General features: G+C 61.2%; 14 protein-coding genes and 1 pseudogene. 5 read left to right on the top strand and 10 right to left on the bottom strand.

The annotated features are described in order from the left end of the window. Window positions 1-22: 22 nt before the first annotated feature. Complete coding sequence (locus NKI47_RS32445) at window positions 23-496, bottom strand: Lrp/AsnC family transcriptional regulator (RefSeq protein WP_352595435.1); 474 nt, start codon at window positions 494-496, stop codon at window positions 23-25. A gap of 129 nt (window positions 497-625) precedes the next feature. Here NKI47_RS32445 and NKI47_RS32440 point away from each other — a divergent pair, with 129 nt between their 5' ends. Further along, window positions 626-3,016: a thiamine pyrophosphate-binding protein gene (locus NKI47_RS32440; RefSeq protein ID WP_352595433.1), complete on the top strand. Its 2,391-nt coding sequence runs from the start codon at window positions 626-628 to the stop codon at window positions 3,014-3,016. Between the two features lie 102 nt (window positions 3,017-3,118). Here the strand turns inward: NKI47_RS32440 and NKI47_RS32435 are convergent, their stop codons facing one another. The 7 genes from NKI47_RS32435 to NKI47_RS32405 are packed head-to-tail and all read right to left on the bottom strand — an operon-like array spanning window position 3,119 to window position 10,788. Further along, window positions 3,119-3,871: an ATP-binding cassette domain-containing protein gene (locus tag NKI47_RS32435; protein ID WP_352458022.1), complete on the bottom strand. Its 753-nt coding sequence runs from the start codon at window positions 3,869-3,871 to the stop codon at window positions 3,119-3,121. A 9-nt stretch (window positions 3,872-3,880) separates the two neighbouring features. Beyond that, a complete protein-coding gene (locus NKI47_RS32430; protein WP_352595431.1) occupies window positions 3,881-5,080 on the bottom strand; it encodes an alanine racemase in 1,200 nt (399 codons plus the stop codon). A 12-nt stretch (window positions 5,081-5,092) separates the two neighbouring features. Beyond that, complete coding sequence (locus NKI47_RS32425) at window positions 5,093-6,067, bottom strand: ABC transporter permease (RefSeq protein WP_352595430.1); 975 nt, start codon at window positions 6,065-6,067, stop codon at window positions 5,093-5,095. A gap of 35 nt (window positions 6,068-6,102) precedes the next feature. Then, window positions 6,103-7,164 (bottom strand): substrate-binding domain-containing protein, encoded by a 1,062-nt coding sequence (locus NKI47_RS32420; protein WP_352595428.1) that lies wholly within the window; start codon window positions 7,162-7,164, stop codon window positions 6,103-6,105. Window positions 7,165-7,224: 60 nt separating this feature from the next. Next, the gene (locus NKI47_RS32415) at window positions 7,225-8,286 is read right to left on the bottom strand and encodes a substrate-binding domain-containing protein (protein WP_352595426.1); all 1,062 of its coding nucleotides are present in this window, start codon (window positions 8,284-8,286) and stop codon (window positions 7,225-7,227) included. A gap of 31 nt (window positions 8,287-8,317) precedes the next feature. Further along, complete coding sequence (locus tag NKI47_RS32410; RefSeq protein WP_352595424.1) at window positions 8,318-9,577, bottom strand: M20 family metallopeptidase; 1,260 nt, start codon at window positions 9,575-9,577, stop codon at window positions 8,318-8,320. Further along, window positions 9,574-10,788 (bottom strand): ROK family transcriptional regulator, encoded by a 1,215-nt coding sequence (locus NKI47_RS32405; RefSeq protein WP_352595423.1) that lies wholly within the window; start codon window positions 10,786-10,788, stop codon window positions 9,574-9,576. The genes NKI47_RS32410 and NKI47_RS32405 overlap by 4 nt, the downstream gene beginning before the upstream one ends. Window positions 10,789-11,228: 440 nt before the next feature. Here NKI47_RS32405 and NKI47_RS35285 point away from each other — a divergent pair, with 440 nt between their 5' ends. Both NKI47_RS35285 and NKI47_RS32395 read left to right on the top strand, forming a co-directional pair. Continuing rightward, on the top strand, window positions 11,229-11,906 hold the full coding sequence (locus NKI47_RS35285; RefSeq protein ID WP_502898114.1) for a hypothetical protein: 678 nt from the start codon (window positions 11,229-11,231) through the stop codon (window positions 11,904-11,906). A gap of 414 nt (window positions 11,907-12,320) precedes the next feature. Further along, a complete protein-coding gene (locus NKI47_RS32395; protein ID WP_352495879.1) occupies window positions 12,321-12,497 on the top strand; it encodes a hypothetical protein in 177 nt (58 codons plus the stop codon). A gap of 1,387 nt (window positions 12,498-13,884) precedes the next feature. Here NKI47_RS32395 and NKI47_RS32390 read toward each other — a convergent pair. Together NKI47_RS32390 and NKI47_RS32385 are read right to left on the bottom strand one after the other, a co-directional pair. Then, window positions 13,885-14,439, bottom strand: a pseudogene (locus tag NKI47_RS32390) (glycogen debranching N-terminal domain-containing protein); the annotation flags it as partial. A 254-nt stretch (window positions 14,440-14,693) separates the two neighbouring features. After that, window positions 14,694-15,272 (bottom strand): recombinase family protein, encoded by a 579-nt coding sequence (locus NKI47_RS32385; protein ID WP_352595419.1) that lies wholly within the window; start codon window positions 15,270-15,272, stop codon window positions 14,694-14,696. A 727-nt stretch (window positions 15,273-15,999) separates the two neighbouring features. Here NKI47_RS32385 and NKI47_RS32380 point away from each other — a divergent pair. Both NKI47_RS32380 and NKI47_RS32375 read left to right on the top strand, forming a co-directional pair. After that, complete coding sequence (locus NKI47_RS32380; RefSeq protein ID WP_352595417.1) at window positions 16,000-16,227, top strand: hypothetical protein; 228 nt, start codon at window positions 16,000-16,002, stop codon at window positions 16,225-16,227. Between the two features lie 345 nt (window positions 16,228-16,572). Beyond that, window positions 16,573-16,827 carry a DUF982 domain-containing protein gene (locus tag NKI47_RS32375; RefSeq protein WP_352595415.1) on the top strand — a complete coding sequence of 85 codons (255 nt, stop codon included), beginning with the start codon at window positions 16,573-16,575 and terminating at the stop codon, window positions 16,825-16,827. The last annotated feature ends 330 nt before the right edge of the window (window positions 16,828-17,157 follow it).

The raw sequence follows: 17,157 nt of genomic DNA, 5'->3' as shown, positions 1-17,157 counted from the left end.
GACTTGCCAACGTTTGGAAAAATCATGTCTCGACCGGCAGCCGGTTCGACCGCTTGATCTGCGCAAGCGCGAAGCTGGACTCGATCGAGGAGACGCCATCGAGCCGCGTCAGCTTTTCCTTCAGGAAGCGCTCATAGGCGTGCAGGTCGCGCACCACCACACGCAGCAGATAGTCGCGCTGGCCAGTCATCAGATAGCAATCGACCACCTCCGGCCAGCGCGCGATTGCCGCGTTGAACCGCTTCAGCTCGTTCTCGCGCTGGCGCTCAAGCTTGATCGAGGCAAACACCGAGATCGGCAGATCGACCATGTCCTGGTCGATCAGAGCGGCATAGCCGGTGATCACGCCCATATCCTCCATCAGCCGGACCCGGCGGGCGCAGGGGGAGGCCGAAAGGCCGACCCGCTCGGCAAGCTGCTGGGCCGTCATCCTGCCATCGACCTGCAGCGCAGCAATGATCTTTCGGTCGATACCGTCTAGTCGAGTTTTTGGCATGGAACGTTACTCCATTGGTCGATATTGCTGAAACCAGCTAACGCAGCTGCCATTCTCATGCAAGTTTAGCGACAATCGGTTCTTGCTCAGCCCTATGATTGCGACGATCGTAACCGAGAGTCTTGCAGCATGGACAAACAAAAACTGGAGGCACTTTCGGCGCTGGAGAAAAAGGTGCTCTGGCTGTCGACATGGATGATCCATAACGCCAATCACCTGCGCGAAAACACGGACGGCTTGAAGGTTGGCGGACACCAGGCGTCCTCGGCCTCGCTTGTGACGATCATGACCGCGCTTTATTTTTCGGTGCTGAGGCCGGACGACCGCATCGCGGTGAAGCCGCATGCTTCGCCAGTGTTTCACGCCATCCAGTATCTTCTGGGCAATCAGACCAGGGAGAAACTCGAAGGATTTCGCGCCTTCGGTGGCGCGCAAAGCTATCCGTCGCGGACCAAGGATGTCGACGACGTCGATTTCTCCACCGGTTCCGTAGGTCTCGGCGTCGCGCAGACGCTGTTTGCCTCGCTTGTGCAGGATTATCTCGGCGCTCGCGACCAAAATATGCCCGAGGGCCGCATGGTGGCGCTGCTCGGCGATGCCGAGATGGACGAAGGCAACATCTTCGAGGCGCTGCTCGAAGGCTGGAAACACGGCGTTCGCAATTGCTGGTGGATCGTTGACTACAATCGCCAGAGCCTCGATGCCGTTGTGCGCGAAGGCCTTTGGGAACGCTTCGAAAGCATCTTCAGGAATTTCGGCTGGGATGTGGTCATCCTGAAATACGGCAAGCTGCTCGAAGCCGCTTTTGCCGAGCCGGGCGGCGAGGCGCTGAGGGCCTGGATCGACGCCTGCCCGAACCAGCTTTATTCGGCGCTGACCTTTCAAGGCGGCGGCGCCTGGCGCAAGCGGCTGCTTGCCGACATGGGCGAAAAGCCGGGCCTGAAATCGCTTGTCGACCGGCGCTCCGATGCCGAACTCGCCGCGCTGATGACAAATCTCGGCGGCCACGACCTGCAGTGCCTGATCGAAGCTTTCGAGACGGCGCGCGGCAACGACCGGCCGACGTGCTTCATCGCTTATTCCATCAAGGGTTTCTGCCTGCCGCTGGCCGGCCACAAAGATAATCATGCCGGGCTGATGACCAAGGATCAGATGGCAGTCTTTCGCGCCTCGCTGTCGATCGGTGAGGGGCGGGAGTGGGATGCCTTCGAAGGCCTGGATATCGGCAAGGTTGATCTCACACGTTTCCTTGATGCTGTGCCTTTTGCCGCGAAAGGCCGGCGCCGCCGGCACGCCCAACGCATTCTCGTCCCCGATCGCCTCGGCCCGGAAGGCAAGGGCAGCGTCTCCACCCAGGTCGGATTCGGCAGGATCCTGGACGAGATTGCACGGGCCGGCGGGCCGCTTGCCGACGCTATCGTCACAACATCGCCCGATGTCACCGTTTCGACCAATCTCGGCCCCTGGGTCAACCGGCGCGGCCTGTTCGGGCGTCGCTCGCTTGCTGACACCTTCCGCAGCGAACGCATAGCATCGGCACAGAAATGGGAATTCGGCCCCTCCGGCCAGCACATCGAGCTTGGCATTGCCGAGAACAATTTGTTCATTCTGCTGTCGGCGCTCGGGCTGTCGCATTCGATTTTCGGCAAACGGCTGTTGCCGATCGGCACGCTCTACGATCCGTTCATCCAGCGCGGTCTCGATGCGCTCAACTATGCCTGCTACCAGGATGCACGCTTTCTCCTTGCAGCCACCCCGTCGGGCGTCACGCTGGCGCCGGAGGGTGGCGCGCACCAGTCGATCGCCACCCCGTTGATCGGCATGGCGCAGGACCGGCTTGCGGCTTACGAGCCGGCATTCGTCGATGAGTTGAGCGTCATCACGCGTTTTGCACTGGATTACATGCAGCGCGACGGCGAAGCCGTGCAATCGGAGCGCACCTGGCTGCGCGACCAGACCGGCGGCTCGGTCTATCTGCGGCTCTCGACGCGCCCGGTCGAGCAGATCATTCGTGCCATGGAGCCTGAGCTTGAGCAGGACATTGTCGACGGCGGCTATTGGCTGCGGCGTCCGGGTCCGAATCCCGAGGTGATCGTCGCCTATACAGGCGCCGTCGCGCCGGAAGCCATCGAGGCGGTCGGCATGATGGCGGAGGACCGTCGCGACGTCGGTCTTCTGGCCGTGACCTCGGCCGACAGGCTGAACGCAGGCTGGACGGCGGCAAGCCGTGCACGTGAGCGCGGCCTTGTTCATGCCAGGAGCCATGTCGAAAGGTTGTTCGCCGAGCTTCCGGCCCATTGTGCCATCGTCACCGTCGCCGACGGCCACCCGGCCGCGCTGGGCTGGCTGGGCTCAGTCTACGGCCATCGCACGCGCAGTCTCGGCGTCGAGCACTTTGGCCAGTCGGGGACAATCGGTGACCTTTACCGGCACTTCGGAATAGACGCCAATTCCATAGCGACAGCCGCCGACCGGATTGCTGGTGGGCGCCCCATCCGCTATCTGCGCGCGCTGGATTGATGCTGGCGACATTCTCTGGCCGGGGCCTCGTCGTGGATCTGAAGTCATGCCACTCGCTGCTCGGGTAACGCAATGTCTGAACGGCGCCTCTGTCGGACCGGGCTAGTGCTGAAGCCCGGTGATCATGGCGACAATCTCGTTCTTGTCGGTCTCGCTGGTCTTGCGCACGCCGATCTGTTTGCCACGTCTCAGAACACAGATCCGATCTGAGAGCCTGAACACCTGGTCGAGGCTGTGGCTGATGATCAGCACGCCGATATTGCGCTGCTTCAGCGACAGAACAATCGTCTCGACCTTGGCGGTCTCGGCAACGCCGAGCGCGGCGGTTGGCTCGTCGAGCAGGATCAGCTTGCTTGCCCAGTGCGTGGCGCGCGCGATCGCCACGCCCTGGCGCTGGCCGCCCGAAAGATCGCGGATGGTGGCGTGAGCCGATGGGATGCGAACGTCGAGATCCTTCACCAGCTTTTCGGTGTCGTCGATCATCCGGCGTCGGTCGAGCAGGCCGAAGCGGTTCACCGGCTCGCGGCCAAGAAACATGTTCATGTAGACGGTCTGCTGATCGGCGAGCGCCAGGTCCTGATAGACCACCTCAATGCCGTGTGCGCGCGCCATGGTGGCGCTCGACATTGCCACCGCCTGCCCCTCGATGATGATCGTCCCGGATGTCGGAGCATGGACCCCTGTCACGATCTTGACCAGCGTCGACTTGCCGGCACCGTTATCGCCGACCAACGCTACTATCTCGCCGGGATAGAGCTCGAGCGAGAAATTTTCGATGGCGGTGAGGCCGCCGAAATTCTTGCGGATGTCGCGCAGCTGCAAAACAGGGGGCGTGCCGGTCGTGGTCGCGTTCATCGCTTGCTCCTAGACAGGCCAGGCAGCGGTTTCGCCAAAACCGTTTTCGATCGTTTCGACTTGGGGCGCCCCCTTTGAGACACCGGAGATGCCGACCACGTAGGCGCGGGTCACGAACGCCTGGCCACGAAAGCCGAACACCGCCGTGTCGCCGGGGCGTGGAGCATTGGCGCCGCTAGCGTCAATCATTGCGTAATAGTCGATTGCCGCAGGCGGCGGCACCTCGACGCTTCTGAGCGCGGCGGCGGCCGTGGTGGGTTCTGCGGACACGATTGCCTTCACCTCGTAGTCCGGAAAGATCGGATCGATATAGAAGCCGCCACCCAGGCAGTAGGCTTTGCCGCCAGACAAATGCGAGACCTCGGTCAAATACAGAACGGCAGGGAGCTCCGGCAGATCCTCCATGACGTGCAGCGCGGTGGTGCCGGCCAAGCCATTGCCCGGTTCACATTGCGTGGCGCCGGCTTCGGCCAGCGCGCCAAGCAGGACACTCGACGTTGTGCCGGGCGCGTTCACCTCTATGTCGCTGCGGCCGGACTTGGCGAGCGCTTCGGCAGCTCTGCCCAGTGTCGCCAGATTGTGTGTCGGCAGGACCGTTCGCGTGGTCTGGTCGAACAACAGCGCCGGGAAGGTGGTGATACCAGCGAACCGTGCGCCGTCGAGACCATCCAGTTTTTCGGCGACCGCGGCGATATCGGCCGCCTCAAAACCACCTTCGTGGCCGCGGTAGAAAACGTCACCATCGGCGCGAATGCGGGCAAGTAGGTTTTGCGTGTACCCGGCGAGCCTTGCGCCGGCAGCGGCTTCTTCAGCCTTGGTGTCGTTGAAGACGGTCCAATAGTCCGGCCTGAATGTTTTGGCCGCCGCATTGGCCTCGTGCCTTGCGATCTGCTGCAGGTGGCCAAGATGACCGAGCCTCAGGCCGGCTCTGTGCGTTGCCCGCGCGCAGGCCATGTCGACGGCAACGGCCTGATCGATGCCGCCACGCTTGAGCGCATGGCAGAACGAACTGGCGCGGCCGACCTGCTTGGTCATCGCGAAAATCTTCAGGCCGAACCGGTCGGCCTCGCGCTTCAGAACCCGGCCGTTGCTTTCGACGGCATCGAGGTCGAGCACATAGGAATTAGCCGGCAGCTTTCCTTCCTGGTGCAGGCGCGTGGCGCTTTCTATAAAGCTCGGATTGCGGCGCCGCAGAACATCGAGGAACATGACAAAACTCCTTCAACGGGACTTTTCGCGCAGCGATACGGCGACGGCGGCAAGAATGATCAAGCCGCGCACGATCATCTGGTCGGAGACGGACAGGCCCATCAGGATGAGGCCGTTGTTCAGCATGCCCATCATAAGCGAGCCGACCAGCGCACCGACAATCGATCCCTTGCCGCCGTTAAGCAGGGTTCCGCCGACAATGACGGCCGCTATCACCGTCATAAGGTCGGTTTCGCCGAGCGTGTATTTCGCAGCCTGCAGCCGGCCGGCATAGAGCAGCCCGGCAAGGCCGGCGAGTCCGCCGCTTATGGTCAGAACGGCCAGCCTTATCTGCGCCACGCTGATGCCGGAAACACTGGCGGCACGGCTGTTGTCGCCGGTGGCCAGCACATGGGCGCCGAAGCGCGTCTCGCGAAAGATGAGATGCGCGATCGCAACGGCAATGACCGTCCACCAGATCAACGACGGAACACCCAGCAAAGAACCTGAGCCGAAGAAGCCGGTGAAGGCGTCGTTGGTGACCGGGATCGACCGCAAATCGGTCATCGAGCGAGATACCCCGGCAAACAACCCGAGCGTCGCCAGTGTTACCAGGAATGAAGGCAACTTAACGTAAGCCACGAGGGCGCCGTTGAGCAGGCCGATCAGCAGGCCGGCGCCGAGGCCGGCCAGCACCCCGGCCAACAAGCCGTAGGCGTTTATCGCCACCGCGGCGGCAAGGGCTGCCACGGCAACGATCGAACCTATCGAAAGATCAATCTCGCCCGCCGACATGACAAAGACGAGGCCGATCGCCATGATCGTCACGGGTGCCGTCTGCAGCACGATGTTCGACAGGTTGCGGACCGTCAGAAAACCGCTGTCCTTCAGTACGATCGCGAAGAACAGGAAGATCGTCAGAAATCCGAGATAGACGACATATTGCTGCAGGTTGAAGCGGCTGACCAAGCTCGCTGCCCGGCCGGGGCTGGTGTTGATACTCGACATTCTCACTTCCTCCGGCGGGGCGCCATTGTCTGCCGCTACTTCATGGCGGCCGCGATGGTCGCGGGCACGTCCTTGTTGAGGGACCGCTTCCACCCGTCCTTGACAGTGTCCTTGGTGACGGCGAGGGAATCGACCACGATGAACGGCGCGGCCTTCTTGCCGATCAACGCGGCGGCCGTGGCGCGTGCCAGCGTCACGCCGATGTCGTAGGCTTCGTCTGCGATGAGTGCCGCAACGTTGCCGCCTTTCATCATGTCCAATGCCGCCGGTTCGTTCAGGTCGAGCGTGACGATCTTGGTGTGGCTGTTGCCGGCCGCCCGCAATGTGGACAGCACGCTAAGCGCCGGCTCAGCCCAGGTAACGTAGATACCGTCGAGGTCTGGGTGCTGTGTGATCATCGCCTGCGCGATCTCCTCGCTGCGCGCGGGGTCGGCCATTCCGGCCTCGGCCACGATCTTCATGTCCGGATAGTCCTGCTCGATCGTGTGCTTGAATGCTCCATCGCGCTGGTTGGTGACGTAGAAATCGGCATCGTGAAAGATGTAGCCGACGTTGCCCTGCTTGCCGAGCGCGTCGGCCATTGCGATCCCGGCCTTGTTGCCCATCTGGAAAAGGTCGTCCGAAACGATGGTCACATAGTCCTTGTCCTGAACGTAGCCTGCCGGCGAATTGTCGACGAATCCCAATTTCACGCCGGCCTGGCGCGCAGGATCAAAGACGATGGCCGCACTTGCGGGATCGACCGGTAGGGACAGTATAATAGAGGGCCTTTTGGCGAGTACTGTCTCGACGTCGGATTTCTGCCGGGCCGCATCAAAGCCAGCGTCGGTCTGAGCGACGACCCTGATGCCGAGCCGCTTCAACTCGTCCTGGGCGCCGCTGTTCACCGCGTTGGTGTATTCGCTCATCTCATGCCAGACCAGCGCGGCGGTGTATTTGCCGTCCTTGATCTGCTGCTCCTCAGCTGGTGTGAGCACGACGCTCTTTGCCGGCGTCGGCTTTTCCCCGTTCGGTCCCGTGGTGGTGCCCTCGGCTGCGAAGGCGTTGGCGGCGGCGAGCGCTACCAGTGCCGACAACATTCCAATTGCTGTGCGCATGTCAGTTCCCCTTGTTTTTATGATGTCGGCGGCCCTGATTGGCCGCCGGGCATTCGCCTGTCATTTGGCCGCGTCGAGCACCGATTGCGGCGCGTCACGGTTCAACGAATCCTTCCAGCCCTGCGCAACGTTCTGCTTGGTCACGGTAAGCGCCGGGGCAACGACGAAGGCCGGGGTCTCCTGGCCGAGCAGCGCCTTGACGCCGACAGCGGCCATGGCGCGACCGAGCTCATACGCCTTGTCGGCCACCAGTGCGGTCACATTACCGCCCTTGACCATATCGAGCGCCACCGGTTCGGCGAGGTCGAGCGTGACGATCTTGGTCTTGGTGTTTCCGCTTGCCCGCAAGGCCGACAGCACGCCGTCGGCCGGTTCGGCCCAGGTGACGTAGATGCCGTCAAGATCGGGATGCTGCACGAGCATGGCGCTGGCCAACTCTTCTGCCCGCGCCGGATCGGAGATCCCCTGCTCGGCGACGATCTTGATACCGGGATAATCCTTCTCGATCGTTGTCTTGAAAGCCTGGTCGCGCTGGTTCGTCACATAGTAACTGGCGTCGTGGAAGATGTAGCCGACCTTGCCCTTGCCATCGAGCGCCTTGGCCAGTGCATCGGCCGCCTGCTTGCCCATCTGGAACAGGTCGTCAGTGACGATGGCGGCATAGTCGGTTCCGTGCTTGTAGCCTTTCGGCAGATTGGAAAGGAATACCAGCTTGGTGCCGTCGGTGAGCGCCTGACGGAACGCCTCGGCCGAAGTGACCGGATCGAGGGGCAGCGACAGGATGACGTTTGGCTTCGCCGCGAGCGCGGTTTCGATGTCGCTGCGCTGGCGCGCGGCGTCAAAGCCCGCGTCGGTGGTGGCGACGATTTGAATGCCGGCACGGGCAAATTCATCCTTGGCACCGGACGTGACCGCATTCGTGAAGTCGGAGGAGGTGTGCCACAGCAGCGCCGCCTTGTAGCCCTTCTCCTTTACTGCGGCCAGGTCTGCATCCGACAATCTAACCTCGGCGCTGGGTGTCGCCGTCTCGCCGCTTGGTCCTACTGTCTGTGCGCCGGCACCGTCGGCCACCAGCATCAGGCTGCCTGCAAGTGCTGTAGCAACAAGTCTGTCTATCAGCATGATAGTTCTCCCATTCGCTCTCAGTTGTCATTCATTCCGTAACGCCGCAATACTCCACCATGAACCGGGCGAAGCCTACGACGCCGGCCAGATATTCCTCGACCTCGACGTGTTCGTCGAAGGTGTGGCAGTTGCGAATGTCGCCTGGCGCGCAGTACACGGCGGGGATGCCGAGCCGGTTGGTGAAAAATGATGACTCTGACCAGAATGGCGCGCCTTCGATGGCGCCGCGACCAGCCATCGATCGGGCCATGGCGGCAGCAAGAGCGCCGACCTCCGGCCTGTCAGGTGCAATCTCGGCGGCGTTACCCCCGAGCGGATGATCGCGGCCTGCCGGATAGGCGAACGCCAACATAATTTCGGGATCGGTGATGGCGCCGCGCACCACTGCCTCGATTTCGGCGGCGGCCTCGTCCAGCGACTCGCCGGGCAACAGCTTGCGGATCAGCGACAACGTGCAGCGTTCGGGCACCGCGATGTAGCCGCCGCCCGCAAGGCGGGTGATCAGCAGGAAGCCACGCCCAATCAGCGGGTGCTCGGCTCTTGTTGCAACATCTTCCGAATGCTTCCACAGCGCGCTCATGACGGCGTGGCTTGCACGCAAGGCATCCTTGCCGAGTTCGGGTACGCCGAAATAGGCTGATCGTCCGGTGATGGTGATGTCGGTAATGAAGAAGCCAATTTGGGCCGGATAAACCGAAAGGCGGGTAGGCTCCACATAGACGACGAAATCGGGCGCCAAGACTTCGCCTCTCTCAATGCGGCCGACGAAATCCTTGATGCCGGCGGAGACGCCGGTTCCAGGCTGGCCGCTCTCCTCGTCGCCGACGAAGGCAAAGGCAACGTCGCCGGCCAGTTGGATGTCGGCTGTGTCGAGCAGAGAGAGTGCCGACAGCGCGGAGCAGATGCCGGCCTTGAGGTCGCCGGCGCCGCGGCCCCAGATCTGCCCGTCGATCATTGGCGCGGCAAACGGATGCTGCTTGGCGGTGCCAGCCCAGTGCTCGCGCCAGCCCTCGACATGGACCGTATCGGTGTGGCCGATGAAGAGCAGCCGCTTCCCGGCGCCAGCACCTTTGCGCTCACCCCAGACGTTGGGCCGGCCGGGCGCGAATTCCGCACGCCGAATTTCGCTCAAGCCAAGCACGCGCATCCGGTCTTCAAGGAAGTCGACAAAGTTTTCTTCGTGACCGGTTATGCTTTCGCGGCCGATTGCCCCCTGCAGAAGCTCCACCGCTGCGTCGCAATCGAGGGCGGCGCGCAAGCGGGCGGTGATGTCCTTTAAGGCGGTCATAGCGTGGCCTCGCGCAGCACGGCCGAACTGGCTGGGGGAAGCGAAATGCGTCCGTCGGGCGCGTCGACGCCGAACAGTGTGTTGTGCAACTGGCTGAGCCCGATGGCGGCAGCGCCGATGAGCGCTGCCCGCGACCCGAGTTCGCTGGCCTCAACGGCGATAGGGTAGGGGAAGCAGCGCGGCAGCAGGTCCCTAACGCGCAACAGGATTTCCGGCCGCAGCCCGATCGAGCCGCCCAGGACGACCTTTTGCGGATTCGCAATTGCCGCTATGGCCACAATGCCTTGTGCGAGGTAGCGCGCGGTTTCGTCGAGCACCGTCGCGGCATGCCTGTCTCCAGCCAATGCACCGTGGAAAATCGTCGGCACATTGACGATGTTGCCCGTCAGCGTTGCGTAGCGTTCAACCATGGCGTTGGTTGCGACCACGCGCTCGAAAGCGCCGGCGCGCAACGATGTCGGCGCGAAAGGATCGGCGCCAATCGGCAAAAAGCCCATCTCGCCGGCTGCATTGCTGGCGCCCCGCACCAGATTGCCTGCAACCATGAGGCCGCTGCCGATACCGGTACCCAGCGCTATGAAGGCTAGATTGTCGATACCGCGGCCGCACCCCTGCCAGTTCTCGCCGAGCACCGCCAGATTGACATCGTTCTCGATCATCACATGAACCCCGAATGCCTGCTCGAAAGCGCGAACGACATTCATCGTGCCAAAGCCGGCAATATTCGGGGCAAGCAGGACGCGGCCCGTCTTCTTGTCGGGTGCACCGGGAACACCAATCACCGCCAGCCTTATCTTTGTGCGCGAGATTCGGTGCCTCTCGGCCGCCTGAAGCGCTAGATCCACGATCTGGTCGACGATGAACTGTCCGCCCCGAGGATCGGTCGGCGCCGTTTCCTCTGCGAATATCTGGCAGGCAAGATCGGTGAGGGCGACCCGGACTTTGGCGCCGCCGAGGTCGACGGCCGCGATGTAGGCCGCGTCAAATACGAGTTCGTAAGTGACAGCCGTGCGTCCGACATGTCCGCTCGTGCGCCCTGTCTCCTGCACCCAGCCTTCCTGCTCGAGTGTCCTGACGATCTCGGAGATTGTCTGCTTGGACAAGCCGGTCTGCTTTGCGATTGAAGCGCGCGAGATCGGCCCGCCTTGCACGATCGCCTCCATGACGGAGCGCTGGGAGAACTGACGAGAAATGCGCGGCAAGTCGTTCAACAGCAGCTCCGATTAATTCGTTCTGTGACCGAACTTAATAATCATTTTGGACGGCCGTCAACTGGCCGCAACAAGGGGTTTGTCTACCATGCGACGGAGTGTCGCAAAACCAAAAACGGAGAAGAAAATCAATGCTTTAACGAAGAGCCCTTCATCCATTAAAGCCTCGCAAAGTTGTCTAGGTGCAGAATGGAGCGGCGTCTACAACTGCTCGCGGCGCCAATGGCGTACAAAGAGCATTCGTCGACGAAGCTGATGCACGACGCGCCATTAACCACCACCAGCCTGCGGTGCTGTTATCCCGTGAGTCGGTAGGGGGAAAGCCCGGGCTAGCGCCCCGAGCATTTGTGGCGCAACTGCGACGTTCCCGGCTACGCTGACCGCATCGTCGGAGATTTTTCAATTCACGTTGATGAGCCATTGGGCCCTCCATTTCCCGCGTGGCGAAGGGCAGCAATGCGCCTCTCGGCCGTAGAGATCAGCTTCTCCGCGTCCTGAAAGCAGACATCGCAAGCGAGGACTCCGGAGGTCGCGGTTGCGCCCTCAAGCCCCGCCCGGTCGACCAGATAGAAGATCGCATTGGCCTCGCCGCCCGGCATCGTCTCGCTGCACTGGATGCGGCTGTTAGGCTGGATCAGACCGAGCAGGGTCTCCGCCGCACGATAAGCCTAAATTTCTTCCGCGAGCAATATCCTGGCCTCCTTGGCAGCAGCGATGAACGCCTGGCGCGCTATCCTTGGTGGTTTTTCTCCACGGATTACGGCAAGGCATGCTTCGATTGCGGCGAGCCGCGACTTGCCTTCCCGCGTCGGCCAATCCCTCAGCAGAACTTCGGCCGCGTCGGATACCGACGCAACAACTCTGTCGCGATCGATCCGGCCGGGTTGAACGATGACGGGCTTTCTGAAACGTCTCGTACCCACGACAGCCTCCAAGAAAAAGTTATGTTAGCTTCTGCGGATCCTTTGCGCCACATCAAACGTCCGCAAGTAACTAAAGGCATCCGCTTGGCCCAGAAGCTGCCGCCGCGATGGACGCTGGCCAGTGCTTCAGCACGTCGGGCTTGGCCCCGAGTTTCGAAGAGCGCATCGCCAAGAGCGGCGTTACCCAATAAATGATGCACAAATACCCAGTGAAGCGGAGTTCTCCGAACACCGCGAAATGGAATCTCGGGCCTGAATTTTACTCCATATCCGGCCACGAACTCAAATCTGGATAGAAACTTGGGGCAACGTCAGTCTCCATAGTCGATCTCGGCCAAGCGGTGTGCGTTGCCGGATTGGAGTTCAGATGACCGCGCATGCTTGGTGGAATTCGAGCCTTGCCGCGCGCGGAAACGGTTCTTGCCCGTGCCGTAACCAAAGATTGCAGATGAAAATCACTTTGAACTGCCCGGTGGCACGGCATCGCTGTCGAAACCGGACATCAGGCCCCAATCGATGCTCAGGGCTTCCTTCTTAAGCGCAGTAACTTTGAAACAAATCCTGCCGGCAGGCGTTCCAGGATGGCGGGCGGCGTTGCCGGAGGACCCAATGCCCGACGAATACAATGACATCGTCATCCCCCAAGACCACGATGCATCGCCACTTCGGGAGGAGGAGTATTTCGTCCTCTGCCCGGCGTGCGGTCAGGCGTTCGACATCAGGTGTATGGCAGAGGCGCTTCATCACAACGAGCTAGGCCACGAGCCATACGACCTCGACTCGTAGTCGGCAGTGATGGACGACCGTCGACGAGCGTTTGGAGATGTCCCTTCACGGCCTCTATGCGAGCCGGGGTCGAGACCAACACCGAGGGTAAGCTCTCGCTCATCTGGCCGGTCGCGTTGCCGACTGATCGGCCTAGAACGAATCCCTGACGCGAGGGCGGACCTTCGCCGGCACGCTATGTCTTCACAGGTACCTTGCGGGCTTTCGATGCGGCCGCGGCCGTCACCGACCGGGTTGTTAACCCAGGGCGACGGCGCCTACTCCACCGCAACCATGTCGCCCAGTTCTGTCGCGGCGCTCCGAAGCAGACCTGTTGCCGGCATCGGGTGCCGGGACCAACATGTGATCTCGATAATGCGTAAGAGCCGAAGGCCGATCGCCCGCAACAAGTCGCTCATTGCAGAGAAAGGTTACGATCGATCGGATGCCCGCGTTGCCTTCACCCGAAATGTTGCTGGGCGCCTCCTTCGACAGCGCGCACATGCGACACGTCCTGGCCGGGCGCGGCGCCTGTTGCCGAGAGCGACGATCGCGAATCCGAACGCTGGACGGCAGGTGAGGCGCGGTTGCGATAGGCCAGGTCTGACTTGCTTCACCAGTAATCCGAAGACGCCAGGGACGCACTACGCTGGACGCGTGCCCTAGCCGTCGAGCTCCCGCTTATCCGTTCGTCCGCTCCATATCCGGCTGGACCGCGCCGCACCCTTGGGCTGTTCAAAGGCGCTGGCATCTTCCCTACGCCGACACCGGCCGTTGTATCGCCGGAGCGTCAACCCGCTGAAGTCCGGCGGTGCTTTCTCAGCCGGGTGATCGCCGACTTGTCGACCGTGATCACCCCGCCGCAGTCAATCCGCACAGTGAGTTTGTTCGCCCCGCGCTCGATGCGGGTGACGTCCCCAACAAGAATCACTCGGTCGCCGGCCCGGACTTTGGGTGGCGGATCAATCGTATAAGGATGGTCATACGAAGGAATGCTCACCCTGGCGCGCCCGCTGGGGAGAATCGTGACGACGGTACCTGCCAGCGCAACCTCATCGCCGACCTCAAATTCGCGAGGCATGTTAACGTGCAGCATGGTCTTCCTCCCGATGCTTTCCCCCATTGACGCTTTGCTAAATTTAATGCCCGGCCAACCAGGTTGGTTGCTTGCAATCGACTTCGTACGGTTCCGCACAATTCCAAGCTGGTATGCACTCCCAGTTGGCCTCGGATCGGCCTTGTGTGCGTCAAATTCTGCAGAAATGGTTTGACAGTCAGCGATGACCTTGGCGCGCCCCGTCCAGCCACGTGTCAGCGGAGCGGCGAACTTCCTCTCGGTCGGCGATGGCCACAAACGAGGAGCGTGGAGCGGAAATCGATCTTTCGCCTTCAGGTACGTCGTTCCGGTATCGAGCCCTTCGGACCGAAATGTGACGCTTGCCTCGCTGATCAGCCCGTCATGGGCACGACCGCGACGGCTACGCGTGGTGCCGCGCAACTCGAACATGTCTCGGAAATCGGCATCGAAGTCGAGCCGGACCGGCAACGCAATCTCGCGCGCGGAGTAGTTGGTGAAGGTAATACGCTCGAACATGCGGTCTTGCCAGATGAACCGGCTCCGATCGATGTGTACGGCGCTCGCTGGAACTTCACTGCCGTTTGGCCCCACTGCGGCGAGATTGGTTAGATTGGCTGTGAACAAGATGTTGTCTTGCGACAAGGACGCGCCAAGCAATGAGGGCATGCGGTCAGCGATCAACAGCCGGAAGCGCGACAGCACACGCGTGTCGTCGCAGAAGAGCCCGTCGCCCGTGCCTCGTATGTCGCCGTAGCTGTCGGCGACGACGAAGCAGTCCTCGTGCTTCAGCGCAAATTGCCGATGCGGTTCGCGCGGTGCGGATTCATCGAGTACCGGGAGAGCCAAGGCGGGATCAAGTTTGCGTTCTTCGACTTCAGTATTCATATCAGCCCTCTTGTCCAAGAGACTAGGCCGATGGGACTGTCAGGAATCTTGTGCGTGAGGCCGGTTGTCGTCATTGCTCCTTTGTTGGGTGTGGTCGATGGGACTGATTGTCCCCATGGAAAGGCACTGATCAGGACACACGCGCCTCGCCAAAGCTACAGGCAGTCGCAATGCAGGGAGAACCGTGCGGGTCAGCTTGGGAGAGGAGCGTTTCATAGTCTGGTGGGGCCTAATTCGCCTCGTAGTTCTAGTGGTCACCCTATCGGCTCACCGGTCCCCTGAAGCGCCCGATAGACGCTCCGCTCACTGACCCCCAGTTCCTTGGCTATCGCTGTTCTGGTCATGCCCTCGGCATCCAACTTCACGATCTTGTCGCGCTTCCCCATCGCTGTCGGCTTCCGTCCTGGGTACTTGGTCTTGTCGCCTTTTGCGGCATCGATCCCGATCCGTTGGCGCTCCAGCACGACGCTACGCTCAAACTCCGCGAACGCCCCGAACATCGTCAACATGAGCTTGCCGGTCGAGGTCTTGGTGTCGACCGTGTCGCCGTTGAAGTCGAGGATACGCAGCGCTACGCCACGCCCCTCCAAGTCCTCCACGATCTCGAGAAGCTGTCTGACGTTCCTCGCTAGGCGGTCCATTTTGGTCACCGTCAGCGTGTCACCCGCTTCCAGCCTCTCCACGAGCCGCTCAAGCCGCTCCCGCCTCGAAGCGGCCCCAGAGACATGCTCCTTGTACACACGCTTGCATCCGGCCTTCTCCAGCGCCGTCACCTGATCGTCCAATCCGGCTACCTGATCTGTGGTCGAGGTCCGCGCGTATCCGAAGTTCATGGGTCTTCCTTCCTGCCATTAGGCTACCTGCCAAATCCGATACCCTGCCAAAATACGGAAAGCAACCCTCTTGTCATGCTAAATCCGTGGGGCGGCACCCTGCCACAAAGAGCCTGCCCTATTGGCATCACAGCGTGAGCAAACATTGGACAGAAGCATTCCAACGTTCACGATGTGCAACACCGACGCTAGATCGACACGAATCTTCAGTTCAAAGAGCGAGGATTAATGCTGCGGCAAACCAAGGGGGCACGGGGGGCTTCGCGCGAGCCAGTTATCCGATCTCCCGCTCAGAAATTTCTACCAAATATTCCGACCTCCTGATGGAACCCATTCGTTGCGGGCGAGTTGCGGCTCATTGGGACGGACTTCCCGAACATGACAACGAGCAACAAAGCAGACCATCAGTCTGTCTCCGAAGCGTTTCGGAAACTGATCCGTTCCGAAGGCTATCGTCATCACGTACAAACGTTCTTAAATCTGGAGGTCGAACCAGAACTGCCGCCAACCCTACAGTCATTACTTGCGGCTATTGATCGGGCCAAACAGGGACCGACAGAAGAAGGTTCCTAGCCGGCTGGCTGAGCGTCAGGTCAAAGAGTATAGAAGCTCGCTTCGTGGCTTGTCCCTGATTCCCACTCAGAAGTTGTCAAACATTCTGCTTGATTTTTCTCGACAGAGGATCATGAATGTTCCCTTGGGTTCTCGCTGAGGTGGGAGGCCTTGTATGAACGTTTGGACGAACTGCCGACCCGACAAAGTGACTGCCAAACACCTTGTTCACGAGCTGATCCTACAAGCCCGTCGCGGCCAAATCATCTCCGTCAAAGGGACTATCGCAGCGGTGCGCCGAGACGGGCCACATCTGGCGGAAACTGACTGCGAGCTGGTGGAGCTTATTGTCAATGTTGCCCCAGCCTTTGGCCTGTTCGTCGGGTTCGATCTTCGCGAATAACCGCCTCCTCAACAGGGCGGACCGTGGCGACACGGTCTCGATCAAAGCTGCACTACGCGAAGCTCGGGAGGCTGCGCCTTGCTTGGTGGCCTCTGACGAAGAACTAACCGGGGCAATCGACGAGGCAGCAACTGCCATGGGCCTCTGCGTGGCTTTCGACGGTCGCGAGTAGCTGTCAGCCAAATTCAGTCACTGTGGCATCGCAACGGAAGCGCGCCGTCCTGCGCTAGTTAGAGGTAATCCGCAATTACCTTCGCAGGATGCTAAATCTGCCTGTAGAACGGGAGCTGCCGGCTGAGCAGTATAGGCTGGAGGAACTTGATCGGGCCGACAAAGAGTGACCGCATGGCTCTCCACTGGTTCAACCCTCCGGTCCCCGTCAAGACCGAGCGTCCCGGGATCATCCGCAATGTCAACAACGCCGAGGCAGCCGGCGAGGAGCTTATGAAGTGGACCAAGCGTGGCCCTTGGTGGGACCTCGCGGTGCGCGTTTGCATGGCCGTGATTTTCGACGAGATGGAACCTGAGGAGGCCCGCAAGGCATTCCTGGCTGCTGCAAAAGAGGAGGGGACACTACTCCCCCCAATGACGACTAGCTAAATTGGATGGGGTACAAGGTTCTATGTGTCTCTGACCAACACCGCCCTCGCGAAAGGAGCCCGCCGCCAAGCATGGAGATGAGAGGCGACGGACCCCCCCACAGCGGCTGCACATCCACGAAGATCGACCGCTGCAAGCTCTAAACCCGCGAGGGCCTACATCGTTCCTTAGCTGCGGCTAAAGCGGGGTTGGTCAGCGGGCTCTTCCCGCTCTAAGTTCCCTCTTATGGTCCCCTCTGGTTCGCTCCCCCGGTCTACGTGAAGACGAAACGTCCGGGCATTCGCAATGGGGTCAGCCACGTCGAGGGAGCCGCCGAGGAACTCCTGGCAT

Source organism: Mesorhizobium sp. M0633, assembly GCF_040320645.1.
Lineage (GTDB): Bacteria > Pseudomonadota > Alphaproteobacteria > Rhizobiales > Rhizobiaceae > Mesorhizobium.
The sequence above is the reverse complement of the archived record's forward strand: the minus strand, read 5'-3'. Positions and strand labels throughout refer to the sequence as shown.

Excerpts from the sequence above, each read along its gene's own strand:
- NKI47_RS32385 (WP_352595419.1), bottom strand. The coding sequence starts at position 15,272 with ATGAACTTCGGATACGCGCGGACCTCGACCACAGATCAGGTAGCCGGA.
- NKI47_RS32410 (WP_352595424.1), bottom strand. The coding sequence starts at position 9,577 with ATGACCGCCTTAAAGGACATCACCGCCCGCTTGCGCGCCGCCCTCGAT.
- NKI47_RS32435 (WP_352458022.1), bottom strand. The coding sequence starts at position 3,871 with ATGAACGCGACCACGACCGGCACGCCCCCTGTTTTGCAGCTGCGCGAC.
- NKI47_RS32430 (WP_352595431.1), bottom strand. The coding sequence starts at position 5,080 with ATGTTCCTCGATGTTCTGCGGCGCCGCAATCCGAGCTTTATAGAAAGC.
- NKI47_RS32395 (WP_352495879.1), top strand. The coding sequence starts at position 12,321 with ATGCCCGACGAATACAATGACATCGTCATCCCCCAAGACCACGATGCA.
- NKI47_RS32375 (WP_352595415.1), top strand. The coding sequence starts at position 16,573 with ATGGCTCTCCACTGGTTCAACCCTCCGGTCCCCGTCAAGACCGAGCGT.
- NKI47_RS32420 (WP_352595428.1), bottom strand. The coding sequence starts at position 7,164 with ATGCGCACAGCAATTGGAATGTTGTCGGCACTGGTAGCGCTCGCCGCC.
- NKI47_RS32440 (WP_352595433.1), top strand. The coding sequence starts at position 626 with ATGGACAAACAAAAACTGGAGGCACTTTCGGCGCTGGAGAAAAAGGTG.
- NKI47_RS32415 (WP_352595426.1), bottom strand. The coding sequence starts at position 8,286 with ATGCTGATAGACAGACTTGTTGCTACAGCACTTGCAGGCAGCCTGATG.
- NKI47_RS32425 (WP_352595430.1), bottom strand. The coding sequence starts at position 6,067 with ATGTCGAGTATCAACACCAGCCCCGGCCGGGCAGCGAGCTTGGTCAGC.
- NKI47_RS32445 (WP_352595435.1), bottom strand. The coding sequence starts at position 496 with ATGCCAAAAACTCGACTAGACGGTATCGACCGAAAGATCATTGCTGCG.
- NKI47_RS32380 (WP_352595417.1), top strand. The coding sequence starts at position 16,000 with ATGAACGTTTGGACGAACTGCCGACCCGACAAAGTGACTGCCAAACAC.